Raw genomic sequence first — 12,946 nt, 5'->3', positions numbered from 1 at the left:
TTCACTCCTTGTCCAAAGCCCGCGCCATCTCAATGGCGCGTTTGATGTCGCGCTTCTGCGAAGACTTGTCGCCACCCAACAGAAGCAGATAGAGCACCTCACCACGACGGGTGAAATAAACACGATAGCCAGGACCGAAATGAATACGCATTTCAGAAACTCCCTCGCCGACGGGTTCACAGTCTCCGAAGTTGCCATGCTCGGCAGAGCGGATGCGAAGAGCGATACGAGCACGGCCTATCTTGTCCTTCAATGCCGCAAGCCAAGTGTCAAATTCGTCTGAGCGGTGAAAGGTGATCATGCTGTTAAGTGTATCCTTACGGATACCTGATGGCAACCTCGGCTAAAAAAGCTCCCGCATGGATGCCAGACAGCCCAGTTTTGCCCCCCACATCCACCCTGCTCACCCGCGCCATCAAGGTCTGAGCTGACTCCAGCGCCTACGGGTTGAATGCAGGCATCTGCATGGATCGCCGCGTTACCTTGAGCTTTTTACCCGTTCAAGCAGTCCGCCAAATGCTACAAACTCAATAGCTTCTAGCGCTTGATGCATAAGCACTAGAGGCCAATTTTTCATATGAAAAGTAATGACTCAGCTCATGAACCCCCATTCGCCCTGAGTTAGATCAGCACGGTCAATAGGCGTTGAGTACTGAAAATTTGGGATGAAATTGACCTCTAGCCCTTTCTAAAACTGCGCAAACAGCTCTTAAATACATAGCAAGCACGATGGATCAAGTGCACGGCTTTGGGGCAAGGTCTTGCATTGAGGACAACATAGCGCACCAGCTCAAGCAGATAGGACTCGCGCTGCACGATGACCGCCTTGAAGCACCCCTGAAACACATGCAGCACCACACGGCCATGGGCGCGGTTGTGCCGCTGGGTGTAGACACCGTTGAGCTGTCGCATGCCAGCACTCAAATTCCATTCGGCAGTCGCCACAACGATGCGGAGGTGCTTGTCCATCGCAAAAATGACCGAACCAGCAACACTCGCGGCGAAGCCGACTCCTGCTGTTGTGGGTCCGCGTCGATTGAAAAGTTAGAACGCATTTACGCCCCTAGCCTACGACAGTGCGCACGTAACCCATCACACGTGCAGCTAAGGCAAACAAGTCCTTGCCCGCGATCTGATGACGCTCCGAAAGAGCGAAGATGGTTTGAGTTTGATCTTCGCGGCCCGAACCCGGATCTGGGTAGCGACCCGCCCAAACGAGGTAGTACGTTAGCAGCCGCAAGGTCGCCTTGTCTTTCTCGTCCAAGTCAGGAACGAACTCAGCGAGCCGCACCAAGTCGTGGTGCTTGTGCGTCCGCTCATCTGCCGTGTAGGTGTCAATGCCCTTGCGCAGGATCAACATGCCTTTTAAGCAGATTTCAAGGCTGTAACCCACGAGCATCAGACCCACCGCAAAGTACTGGCTGTGGCACACGCCCTTTGTGAATACCGGCAAATGCGCCAAATTCGGCTCACCTCGAATGACATTCGCTGCCGCCTCTGATAGCGCATGCGCGTGTGACAGCCAGAGTATTGGAGATTTCAAATCTTGGCTTGTCGGGGGCTTCTCCGGATCAACGTTGAACCCTGCGACGTTCTGGGCGATGGCCCACCGCGTCCACGCAAGTCCGGCGTAGCCGAATGGGTCGGCCTCGAAACCATGTCGATTCGGCGCGAGAAATTCGGCAGGCGATCGCATGATGCGCTCTAACGATCAGTGTTTATCCGCCGCGCAGCAATGCTCGAAGAAACCATAAACACCTCCCGCGGCAGATAAACCATGTTGGACTGAACCGCCTGTGTAGACGGTGGTGATCGGGGATTAAAAGCCTTTCCCCGTTGATGGCATCAGATCATAACGGGACACCCGCTCAAATCTGCTGGCAAACCATCCTGCGCACGCGCAAAACCGAACCAGTTTGAAGCCACGCAGGGCTTGGTGTTCGCGGCTGTACAACACGGCCCCCGCCGGCCCTTTGACAGCGTACAAACCCCCTGCTGATTCCAGCCCATCGCTCACTGCGGCCCTCGCTCTTGTGGCCAACCTGGCTCTTGCACCCTGCGCTCAAGCAGGCCAAAACGCTACAAACTCAATAGCTTCTTGCGCTTGCAGAATAAGCGCTGGCGGCCAATTCATCATATAAAACCAAGCTATACAGCGCTGTCGCGGTTCTCCGCTACGTCAAGTGTCTGCTTATCCGGGCGTTGTAGGAACATCGGCGAGTGTCAATCGTGGCTTGCGCCGCTCCTACAAGTGCCATTGTCAATTCCTGAATATCAAGCTGTTGCCGACACCGGATCAGGAAGTCTGAACTCACACCTATTGCGGCTCCGGGGCCATCGATTCCACATAGTCCACCAACGCCCCCAGAATGGCTTCGCCGCGTTCGTCGGCGGTTTCTGCCAGTTTGTCAACTTCTTCAAAGAACTGGTCGATAGTCAGGCGGCCGTCACCGCCTTCATACAACTGGGTGGCGCGGTGGGTTTCCCAGCGCTGCTGTTCTTCGGGGCTCAGGCTGGCGGGGAAGTTGCGGGCGCGATAGCGCCACAACAATTCAGCCAGACGTGCGTCCTCAAAGGACGGGCGAGCGGTGGCCAGCTCTTGCGGGCTGCGCTGGCGCAAGTCGTTGAGGCGGCGGCGGTCGGCGTTGCTGACAAAACCACCGTACAAATCTTCATCGGGGTCAACCGGGCCAGCGGCTTCGCGCTTGAACACCTCGGCCCAGATGGCGCTCATGTCGGGCAGGTCACGCGCCCGGGCTGCGTGCTGCAGTTGCGCGGCCACGTCCACGCCCCAACGCTCGGCCATGGCCGGGCTGAGCACTTTCAGGTTGCCCATCACCATGGGGGATTTGTTCAGGTGCACCGATTTGACCGGCAAGCGGCTCATACCTTGCGGCAAGTCAGCGGTTTTGCTGAACAGGCGCAGGCGAATCTGATCCACATTCAGGCTGGCCAACTCGCTCGGGTCAAACGCCAAGTCCCAGGCCAGCAGCTCGTTTTTGTTGCCTGGGTGCATGGCCAACGGCCACATCAGGGCGACACAGCCGCGTTCGGGCGCGAACATGCCGGAGATGTGGACAAACGGTTTGGCGTGGCTCAGGGTGGCGGGCAAGCCCAGCTCGGCCAGCACGCGGTCTTTTTTGTGCAGACCGAAGCAGAAGTCAAACAGCTTGGGCTGGGCGGTTTTGATCAGCCGCGCCAGGGCGATGGTGGCATGTACGTCGCTCAAGGCATCGTGGGCGGACTCGTGCGCCAGGCCGTTGGCGGCGGTCAGGTCGGTGAGCTTGAAGCTGGGTTTGCCCTCGGCATTCACCGGCCACTGGATGCCCTCGGGGCGCAAGGCATAGGCGGTGCGCACCACGTCGAGCAAATCCCAGCGGCCACAGTCGTTTTGCCACTCACGGGCGTAGGGGTCGATCAGGTTGCGCCAGAACATGAAGCGGGTGATTTCGTCGTCGAACCGGATGGTGTTGTAGCCCACGCCGACGGTGCCGGGCCAGGCCAAGGCTTGCTCAATCTGGGCGGCAAACTGGTGCTCGGGCAGGCCTTTGGCCAGACACTCCTGCGGGGTGATGCCGGTGATCAGGCAAGACTGGGGCTCGGGCAAGAAGTCATTGGCCGGCTGGCAGTACAGCATGATCGGCTCGCCGATCTGGTTCAGCTCGGCATCGGTGCGGATGGCAGCAAACTGGGCCGGGCGGGCACGCCGGGTCTGGATGCCAAAGGTTTCGTAGTCGTGCCAGAGAAAGGTGTGGGTCATACGGGCGTGGAAAATATTTACTACAAAATATATAGCTGCTTGCGCTTGTTATACGTGCGCCAGAGGCTGTTTTTACTTGCGACGTGCGGATTTCACACCGGGCAATTCGGCCACCAGGCCGAGCACCTTGTTCAGGCGGCCGGAATCGGACACCTCCACGGTGAAGGTCATCCAGGCAATACCTTTGATGGACTGGGTTTGTACCCCGATCACATTCATCTTTTCTTTGGTGAACACTTCGGATATGTCACGCAACAAGCCGGTGCGATCCCGTGCCTGCACCGCCACATCCACCGGATAGACCGAACCCGTGGCGGCCTGATTCAAACCCCATTCGACATCAATCAGGCGCTCCCCATTTTTGGCCACCATCTCGGCCAGATTACTGCAATCGGCGCGGTGCACACTCACACCCTTGCCGCGCGTGACAAAACCAACGATGGCATCGGGAGGAGCCGGTTTGCAGCACTTGGCCATTTGGGTCATGAGCGAGTCCACCCCCACCACCAGCAAGCCACCCTTACGGGGGTTATCACCGCTGCGTGGCTTACGGATCAACGGGGCCTCGGCATCAAACTGGGCCGGTTCGTTGGGCCGAAGAAGTTGCTCGATGGTGCGCAGGGAAAATTCATCTTTGCCCACCGACTCAAACAAAGCATCCGCCGAGGCAAAGCCAAGCTGTGTCGCCAGGTCTTCGAGTTTGATGGCGGTTTTGCCTTCCCGCTGCAACAATTTTTCAACCGTTTCACGGCCTTTGGCGGTGGTCTCGGCAATGGCCAGAGCGTTGAACCAGGCGCGTACCTTGGTTTTGGCGCGGTGACTCACAAGATAGCCGAGTTCCAGGTTCAGCCAGTCACGCGAAGGCCCACCTTCTTTGACCGTGGTGATTTCCACCGTCTGACCATTTTTCAGAGGGGTTTGCAGGGGCACCATGACACCGTCCAGGCGTGCCCCCCGGCAGCGGTGGCCCAGACTGGTATGCACGCTGTAGGCAAAGTCCACTGCGGTAGCGCCTTGTGGCAACTCAATGATGGCGGCATCGGGCGTGAGCACATAGATGTGGTCATCCAACACCGGTTGATTCGGACTGCTGGAGAGGTCACGCTGCCAGGCCAACAACTGGCGCAGCACCGCAATCTTGTTGTCATAGTCACCACTGGCTGAAACACCGGCGTAACCTTTGGCCCCCGCCTCCTTGTAGGCCCAATGCGCGGCGACACCGTTTTCAGCATGCTCATGCATGTCCTGGGTACGGATTTGAATCTCGGTGGGCTGGCCATTGGCATCACGCACCACGGTGTGCAAGGACTGGTAGCCGTTGACTTTGGGTTTTGCAATGTAGTCGTCAAATTCTTCTGCAATGGCGTTGAAGTGGCTGTGCACCCAGCTTAGTGCGCCGTAACAATCTGGCACATTCGACACCACTACACGCATGGCCCGCACATCAAACACCTGTTCAAACCCCAGAGATTTACCACGCATTTTTTTCACAATGCTGTAAATGTGCTTCGGTCGACCCGAAACCTTGGCAGCAATGCCATGGGCATTCAAATCCTGTTCAAGCTGGGCTCGCATCCGCTCGACCGAGACTTCGCGCTCCACACGCTTTTCATCCAGCAACTTGGCTACCTGTTTGTAAGTATCGGGCTCCAGAAAGCGGAAAGCCAGGTCCTCCATCTCCCATTTCAGCTCCCAGATGCCCAGTCGATTCGCCAGCGGGGCAAACACGTGCAAGGCTTCGGCCGCCAGGCCGTCGGGAATGGGGCGTTTGGTCGCTGCAAAATAACGCAAGGTTTGCAGACGGGAGGCCAGTCGCAGCATCACCACACGTAAATCACGTGAAAAAGCCAGCAACATTTTGCGCACGTTTTCGGTCTGCACCGCAGCGGTCTGCGCCATGGCATTGGACGGCGCATCACCCGCCAAGCGGGTTTGGCGGGCGTGTCGCTGCACCCGCACCAGTTTGGTGGTTTCTATGGCCAATGCTGCAAAGTTGTCACCAAAGGCTTTGGCAATCACTTCCTGGGGTTTGTTCAGGTGGTCGCAGGCATATACCAGGTAGCCTGCTGCTTGCATGGCTTCAGAGCCGCCAATCCCGCGCAAGATAGCGGCCACCGCATCGCTGTGGGCCAGGATGTTTTCGCCGGTGTCCAGAGATTCGCTGGCCAGCAGGGGTTCGGCAAACGCGCGCGCACGTACCAAGGCATTCGTTTGTTCGGGCAAGCTGTGTGCTGTGGCAGCCACCACGGGCAATACCGCTTTTTCAGAAGCATGTGGGGTGGCGTTGGATGGATCGGCGATGTAGAGGCTTTTCATCAGGACGGGCTCAAACTTGCATCCAATAAAAATGACATCACGGCCTGAACCTGATAGTCAGCAACAAAAGTGGGCGCGTGCCCCACACCTGCAAATTCAAGCAAGCGGGCTTGGGGGCCACGCTCGGTCATGGCTCGTGCGGTCTGGGGGGACAGCAAGTCAGAATCAGCGCCGCGCGTCAGCAAGGTTTGGGCCGTGATTTGGTCATAGGCTTGCCACAGAAAGGCTTCGCCTTGTGCGGCAGACTCTGGCGTGATGGCTTTGAACGGTTCGGCTATGGCCGGGTCGTAATGCAAGGTGAGGTGTCCACTGCCGTCACCCAAAGGCTTCAGCAAGGGACGGGTCAGCGCCATCCACTGCTCAGGCGTATGCGGGCCAAAACTGCTGGAAATGGCCCACAAGGCAGCTGCCGCCTGCTGTTCTGACTCAAACACACCGGTTTGACCAAGGTACTGGCCAATACGTTGCAACGCCTGCCATTCAAGCGCCGGGCCCACATCGTTGAGGATCAGACGGCGTATTTTGGCAAAGGCCGGTGGCTCGGGCAAACTGGCCACCAGCATGCCAATCAAGCCCCCCATGCTGGTTCCGAGCCAATCCACCGTACTAGCATGAAGCTGCTGCATCAGTGCCAACATATCGGCAGCATAAGTGGGCAGTTGGTAAAGCGCCGGGTCTTTCAGCCAGTCACTCCTGCCGCGCCCGACCACGTCCGGGCATACCACCCGAAGGCTTTGGCCAAGCGCTGCCGCACGCTGGCACAAGGCTTGTGCGAGTACATCAAAGTCTCGCCCCTGGCGCGTCAGGCCATGCACACACAGCAGCACGTGGGCACTGTCGGGCTGGCCCCACTGCCAGTAGGCCATGCGGTGTCCACCCTGTGGATCAGGGCACTGGACAAATTCGAGTGTGGGTTCAAACATGGAGCAAACAATCCAAAGACAGGCGAGATAATGAAATGCGGTGGTCAGCGGCTGACAGGTGTCAGGCGCATGGCAGCATCCTAATTCAAACTTTGCTCAAGGCTTTCGCACCGCCGAATGTTTCATTTATTTTTCTCAAGGAAAACACTCATGCTCAAAGGTAAAACAGCACTTGTCACCGGTTCCACCAGCGGCATTGGCCTTGGTATTGCAAAAGCTTTGGCCGCACAGGGGGCCAACATCGTACTCAATGGTTTTGGCGATGTGGACGGCCCCAAAGCCGAAGTGGCCGCACTCGGTGCCCGGGTGGCCTACCATGGTGCCGACATGAGCCAACCCGCCGAGATTGAAGCCATGCTCACTTTTGCGGCAGAACAATTTGGCCGGGTCGATATTCTGGTCAACAACGCCGGTATCCAACATGTGGCCCGCGTTGAAAATTTTCCACCGGAGCGTTGGGATGCCATCATCGCCATCAACCTGAGCAGCGCGTTTCACGCCACTCGCCTGGCTTTGCCCGCCATGCAGGCTGCTGGCTGGGGCCGCATCATCAATGTAGCCTCGGTTCACGGACTGGTGGCCTCAGCAGAAAAATCAGCCTATGTGGCCGCCAAACATGGCGTGGTCGGTTTGACCAAAGTCACCGCACTGGAGAATGCCAGCACCGGTGTCACCTGCAATGCCATCTGCCCCGGCTGGGTACTGACACCGCTGGTACAAAAACAGGTGGATGCCAAGGCGGCTGCCCTGGGTTTGTCCAACGAAGAAGCCCAAAAACTGCTGCTGGGTGAAAAAGAACCCTCCATGCAATTCACCACCCCTGAAGAACTGGGCGCACTGGCGGTGTTCTTCTGCTCACCTGCGGGCAACAATGTGCGCGGCGTGGCCTGGAACATGGATGGGGGCTGGGTTGCGCAATAGCGCCCCCCATAACTAAACTGACTTTTTGCGGCTCTTCAGGGCCCCAAACAGCACCACCAAACCTGGAATCAGAATCATCGCCCAGATGATTTTGTCTAGGTGCATCTTCACCCACGGGATATTGCCAAAGAAATAACCCACGGTGACGATGCCGCCCACCCACAGCGTGCCACCCAGCACGTCATAAAAGCTGAACCGGCTGCGCGTCATTTGCGCCACACCTGCCACAAATGGTGCAAAGGTGCGCAAAAACGGCATGAAGCGTGCCGCCACAATGGTGATGCCGCCGTATTTCTCGTAAAACGCGTGGGCTTGATCAAACGCCTTTTTGTTGAACCAGCGCGAATCCTCCCACTGGAACACCTTGGGGCCAAAGAAGCGCCCAATGGTGTAGTTGGACTGGTTGCCCAAAATGGCCGCCGCCAGCAGCAAGCCCACTGAAACCGGGTAACTCATCAGCCCGACGCCACACATCGCGCCCACCACGAAGAGCAGCGAATCACCCGGCAGAAACGGCATGACAACCACACCCGTTTCCACAAAGATGATCAAAAACAGCAAGGCATACACCCAGGCACCATAGGACTGGACAAACACTTCAAGGTGTTTGTCCACGTGCAAAATGAAATCCAGAAGAGTCATAATAATATCCATGGCCTGAATTATCCGTGCATCTTGTGGACTGAAAAAATAATCACATTCACCCCCGGAAATTTCAGCCAACGATGCACAAAAAGGGCTGATGATGTGCGCTACTTCTGATGTCAGGGGAACATGGGAACGCATTCACGAACACACTTTGTCCTATTAGCCACTACAGCCTATGCGATGCTTTCGCTCGCATGGATATTTTTATCCGATGAACTACTCACAAGCTACACCGATGTGAGCGCCATGGTCTGGCTTTCCACGGCCAAGGGTATTTTTTACGTGACGGTTTCCAGCGCCCTGTTTTTTATGGCCCTGAGAGCCGTGCCAGACCAAACGGCATCTCTGAAAGACGCACGCGAACACGCCCTGTCTTTAGGAAGTATTTCCCGCACGTCAACACACTGGTCGAGCTACGTTTTTGCTGTGGCTTTACCCCTGAGCCTGCTGATGGTGTGGGTCGCCATCTCCAAGACCATCAGCAACGAATCCTTGATGATCATGCTGATGCTGCCCATCATCATCAGCGCCTTGCTGGGAGGAATCTGGCCCGGTATCCTGGCGACAGCCGTCTCCGCGGTGATCGTGCTTTACATGGCTTTGCCACCTCGCAACAGCTTTGTCATCAACAGCGCCCTCGACCGGCTGCAGTGGGTTTTCCTGATCAGCAATGGCCTGGCCGTCAGCATTCTGAGCGACATGTTGCGCAACTCGCTCAGCAGAGCGGATGCCCAGCGTGCCCTGCTCAATGCGGTGGTGTCAGGAACCTCCGATGCCGTTTTTGTCAAAGACATATCCGGCCGATATCTGCTGATCAACGACGCGGGCGCTCAAGTGGTTGGTCAAGCAGCAACGGCCATCATCGGCCAAGATGACAGCAGCATTTTTCCACCCGAAACAGCCCAAAACCTGATCAACATCGACCGAGCCATCATGGCTGCGGGCAAGACCGACACCCATGAAGAAACGGTCACCCGCCACGGAGCTCAACCCATGGCCTTCCTGGTCACCAAGGGGCCCGTGAAAGACAGCCAAGGACAAGTCGTCGGACTGTTTGGTATTTCAAAGGACATCACCGCGCGAAAACAAGCAGAGTTGGCACAAAAGGAAGCGGCCACCGTATTTGAAAGCAGCTACGAAGGCATCATGATGGTCAGCCCTGACCGGATCATCACCCGCGTCAACCCGGCTTTTACACGGATTACTGGTTACACCCTATCCGAAGCGCAAGGGCAGTCTCCCCGACTGCTGTCATCAGGGCGGCACGGGCCAGACTTCTACGAAGAGATATGGCACTCGATTCACACGCATGGAGTCTGGCGCGGCGAAATTTTCAATAAACGCAAGTGCGGCGAAATTTACCCTGAGATGTTGTCCATCTCAGCAGTACCTGATGCGCAAGGCAACATCCAGCATTACATTGGCGTGTTCTGGGACATCAGCCAGATCAAGGCACAAGAAGCCGCACTGGACCGCATTGCCCACTATGACCCACTGACCGGATCACCCAACCGGCACCTGCTTTCGCGGCGGCTGGATCAGGCCATCACCCGTGCCAACCGGCTTGGTCGTTCTTTGGCCGTGTGTTTTCTCGATCTGGATGAATTCAAGGTCATCAACGACAAACACAGTCCAACACAAGGTGACCAATTGCTGGTGGGCGTGGCTGCCAATCTTCAACAAATTTTGCGTGCGGACGACACCTTGGCGCGCCTGGGCGGAGACGAGTTTGTCCTGCTGCTGTCCGACATTGCAGACCTGCAGGAATGTGAACGATTGCTCAAGCGCGTGCTCGCCGCAGTAAACCTTCCGGTGGTTCTGGGGGCCACCCCCGTCAGCATCACTGCCAGCATGGGTGTCAGTCTGTACCCGCATGACCAGGTAGATGCAGACACCTTGCTGCGCCATGCAGATCAGGCCATGTATCTGGCCAAAGAAGAAGGGCGCAATCGCTTCCACCTGTTTGATCCAGAAAGTAACCGTCAGGCCCAACAGCACCGCCTGTATCTTGCAAAGTTGCACCAAGCACTCGATCAGAATGAATTTGTCCTGTATTACCAACCCAAGGTGGACCTGATCAATGGTGACATTGTGGGGGTTGAGGCCCTGCTGCGTTGGCAAAGCCCGGTTCACGGCCTGGTTTCACCCGCGCAGTTCCTGCCAGACATCGATGGCAGTGCGCTGGAAACCCCCATTGGTGAATGGGTCATCAAGACCATGCTGAAGCAGGCCTCCATTTGGCAGCATCAGGGGTACAGCCTCCATGTCAGCGCCAACGTCAGTGCCAACCACCTGCTGAGCAACAATTTTTATACCCAGTTGCAACAAGCATTGGCACAGCAACCCGATGTATCACCGTCCCACATCGAACTCGAAGTCCTGGAAACGGCGGCCATTCGCGACATGGACATGGCCGTAACCACCTTGATGCGCTGCAGAGAATTGGGCATCCAGTTTTCTCTGGACGATTTTGGTACGGGTTATTCGTCACTGACCTATTTACGCAAACTGCCAGTGAACCTGCTCAAGATCGACCAGAGTTTTGTCCGCGGCATGCTTGACAACCCGGACGACCTGAGCATTGTGCAAAGTGTGGTCCAGTTGGCCAAGTCGTTCAACCGGGGGGTGATAGCCGAAGGCGTGGAAACCATGGCCCACGGCGCAGCCTTGGTTCAGCTAGGCTGCCGGATGGCCCAGGGTTATGGCATTGCCAAGCCCATGCCCGCCGAACAATTTCCCGAATGGTGCGAGCAATGGAAAATCCGGCAAGCTTGGTGTCATCTCGGTGAATGACACCAGGTCCATCTGCTGGATGGGCATGCTTATCACCCTTTATTTTTTACATAATGATATTCAAATATGCATCCTGAAATTTTTGGCACTTTTCTGATATAGGTCAATCAAGCAGCGAATGCCTATCCAGGGTTTACCCTTGTCAAAAATACAATCAAGTCTTCTTGAAGGAGTTAACTATGGACATCTTTCTGCAACTTACAGTGGTTCTGATCTGCCTGTTTTATGGCGCTCGAAAAGGTGGCGTTGCCCTAGGCTTGTTAGGCGGCATTGGCATCGTCATCATGACCTTTGTCTTTGGGCTGAAGCCTGGTAAACCACCGGTTGACGTGATGCTGACCATCATTGCCGTGGTGGCGGCATCCGCCACACTGCAAGCCTCTGGCGGGTTGGAGGTGATGCTCAAAGGCGCAGAAAAACTGCTGCGCCGCAACCCCAGATATGTATCGATCCTGGCACCGTTCACCACCTGCCTTCTGACCATCATGTGTGGTACCGGCCATGTGGTTTACACCATGCTGCCCATCATTTATGACATTGCCATCAAGAACAACATCCGCCCCGAACGCCCGATGGCGGCCGCGTCCATTTCAAGCCAGATGGGTATTCTGGCCAGCCCGGTCTCCGTCGCGGTGGTGTCGCTGGTGGCTTTCCTGGCCAAAGCACCGGTGGGTGAGCATGTGATTGATTTTGTTCAGGTGCTGTCGATCACGATCCCATCCACACTGACGGGGGTGCTCATGATTGGCATCTTCAGCTGGTTCCGCGGCAAAGATCTGGACAAAGACGAAGAATTCCAGCAACGGATTGCTGACCCGGCACAACGCCAAATCATCTACGGCGAAAGCACAACGCTGATGAACAAAACCCTGAGCCGCGACCAATGGACGGCCATGTGGATTTTCCTGGGTGCGATTGCCGTGGTGGCCATCATGGGTGCTTATCCTGGGCTGCGCCCCTTGATTGATGGCAAGCCACTGAACATGGTGCTGAACATCCAGATGTTCATGCTGTTGGCCGGTGCGCTGATCATTTTGTTCACCAAAACCGACCCTTCCACCATTGGCAAAACCGAGGTATTCCGCGCTGGTATGATTGCGGTCGTCGCCGTGTTTGGTATCGCCTGGATGGCCGACACCGTGTTTGAATCCAACCTGCCCGCACTCAAAGCCGCCCTGACCGAACTGGTCAAAACCCAACCCTGGACTTATGCCATTGCCTTGCTGCTGGTATCGAAGCTGGTGAACTCACAGGCTGCCGCCATCAGTGCCATGGTGCCGGTGGGTCTGGCCATTGGTGTGCCACCCGGCTACATCGTGGCCTTTGCGGCAGCCTCTTACGGCTACTACATCCTGCCCACCTACCCCAGTGACCTGGCTGCCATCCAATTTGACCGCTCGGGCACCACACACATCGGCAAGTATGTGATCAACCACAGCTTCATCCTGCCTGGGCTGATTGGGGTCAGTACCTCTTGCCTGATCGGCTACCTGTTGGCCTCGGTCGCTGGCTTGATTTGAATAACCTTATCCATCGCGCCAGAACCTGTCAAAGGCCGCCCGCAAACAAGCCAGCAGGCTAAACT

Annotated in this window: 10 protein-coding genes; 3 read left to right on the top strand and 7 right to left on the bottom strand. The window is 56.5% G+C overall.

Annotated elements, in window-relative coordinates; genetic code table 11:
- Position 1: 1 nt before the first annotated feature.
- From LDN84_RS09175 to LDN84_RS09150, 6 genes are all read right to left on the bottom strand, one after another.
- A complete protein-coding gene (locus LDN84_RS09175; RefSeq protein WP_223911499.1) occupies positions 2-301 on the bottom strand; it encodes a type II toxin-antitoxin system RelE/ParE family toxin in 300 nt (99 codons plus the stop codon).
- Positions 302-678: 377 nt separating this feature from the next.
- Complete coding sequence (locus LDN84_RS09170) at positions 679-969, bottom strand: hypothetical protein (RefSeq protein ID WP_223911496.1); 291 nt, start codon at positions 967-969, stop codon at positions 679-681.
- Between the two features lie 94 nt (positions 970-1,063).
- Positions 1,064-1,696: a HEPN domain-containing protein gene (locus LDN84_RS09165; protein ID WP_223911493.1), complete on the bottom strand. Its 633-nt coding sequence runs from the start codon at positions 1,694-1,696 to the stop codon at positions 1,064-1,066.
- A 621-nt stretch (positions 1,697-2,317) separates the two neighbouring features.
- Positions 2,318-3,760, bottom strand: coding sequence for an exodeoxyribonuclease I (gene sbcB / locus LDN84_RS09160; RefSeq protein WP_223911489.1), 1,443 nt, complete (start codon positions 3,758-3,760; stop codon positions 2,318-2,320).
- A gap of 72 nt (positions 3,761-3,832) precedes the next feature.
- A complete protein-coding gene (locus LDN84_RS09155; protein ID WP_223911486.1) occupies positions 3,833-6,076 on the bottom strand; it encodes a RelA/SpoT family protein in 2,244 nt (747 codons plus the stop codon).
- On the bottom strand, positions 6,076-6,999 hold the full coding sequence (locus LDN84_RS09150; protein WP_223911482.1) for an alpha/beta fold hydrolase: 924 nt from the start codon (positions 6,997-6,999) through the stop codon (positions 6,076-6,078). The genes LDN84_RS09155 and LDN84_RS09150 overlap by 1 nt, the downstream gene beginning before the upstream one ends.
- Positions 7,000-7,149: 150 nt before the next feature.
- On the opposite strand from LDN84_RS09150, the gene LDN84_RS09145 reads away from it, so the two are divergent.
- A complete protein-coding gene (locus LDN84_RS09145) occupies positions 7,150-7,920 on the top strand; it encodes a 3-hydroxybutyrate dehydrogenase (RefSeq protein ID WP_223911478.1) in 771 nt (256 codons plus the stop codon).
- A 12-nt stretch (positions 7,921-7,932) separates the two neighbouring features.
- Here the strand turns inward: LDN84_RS09145 and LDN84_RS09140 are convergent, their stop codons facing one another.
- A complete protein-coding gene (locus LDN84_RS09140) occupies positions 7,933-8,574 on the bottom strand; it encodes a VTT domain-containing protein (RefSeq protein WP_223911475.1) in 642 nt (213 codons plus the stop codon).
- Between the two features lie 174 nt (positions 8,575-8,748).
- Between LDN84_RS09140 and LDN84_RS09135 the strand changes: the two genes are divergently transcribed.
- On the top strand, positions 8,749-11,361 hold the full coding sequence (locus LDN84_RS09135; protein ID WP_223911473.1) for an EAL domain-containing protein: 2,613 nt from the start codon (positions 8,749-8,751) through the stop codon (positions 11,359-11,361).
- Positions 11,362-11,540: 179 nt separating this feature from the next.
- Entirely contained in the window at positions 11,541-12,881 is a 1,341-nt protein-coding gene (locus tag LDN84_RS09130) for an anaerobic C4-dicarboxylate transporter (RefSeq protein ID WP_223911470.1), read from the top strand.
- Positions 12,882-12,946 lie beyond the last annotated feature (65 nt).

The organism is Rhodoferax lithotrophicus, from assembly GCF_019973615.1.
Classification (GTDB): domain Bacteria; phylum Pseudomonadota; class Gammaproteobacteria; order Burkholderiales; family Burkholderiaceae_C; genus Rhodoferax; species Rhodoferax lithotrophicus.
The sequence above is the reverse complement of the archived record's forward strand: the minus strand, read 5'-3'. Positions and strand labels throughout refer to the sequence as shown.

Coding starts and splice junctions, on each gene's coding strand:
- LDN84_RS09135 (WP_223911473.1), top strand. CDS start 8,749: ATGCTTTCGCTCGCATGGATATTTTTATCCGATGAACTACTCACAAGC.
- LDN84_RS09150 (WP_223911482.1), bottom strand. CDS start 6,999: ATGTTTGAACCCACACTCGAATTTGTCCAGTGCCCTGATCCACAGGGT.
- LDN84_RS09145 (WP_223911478.1), top strand. CDS start 7,150: ATGCTCAAAGGTAAAACAGCACTTGTCACCGGTTCCACCAGCGGCATT.
- LDN84_RS09140 (WP_223911475.1), bottom strand. CDS start 8,574: ATGGATATTATTATGACTCTTCTGGATTTCATTTTGCACGTGGACAAA.
- LDN84_RS09155 (WP_223911486.1), bottom strand. CDS start 6,076: ATGAAAAGCCTCTACATCGCCGATCCATCCAACGCCACCCCACATGCT.
- LDN84_RS09165 (WP_223911493.1), bottom strand. CDS start 1,696: ATGCGATCGCCTGCCGAATTTCTCGCGCCGAATCGACATGGTTTCGAG.
- LDN84_RS09170 (WP_223911496.1), bottom strand. CDS start 969: ATGGACAAGCACCTCCGCATCGTTGTGGCGACTGCCGAATGGAATTTG.
- LDN84_RS09175 (WP_223911499.1), bottom strand. CDS start 301: ATGATCACCTTTCACCGCTCAGACGAATTTGACACTTGGCTTGCGGCA.
- LDN84_RS09130 (WP_223911470.1), top strand. CDS start 11,541: ATGGACATCTTTCTGCAACTTACAGTGGTTCTGATCTGCCTGTTTTAT.
- sbcB (WP_223911489.1), bottom strand. CDS start 3,760: ATGACCCACACCTTTCTCTGGCACGACTACGAAACCTTTGGCATCCAG.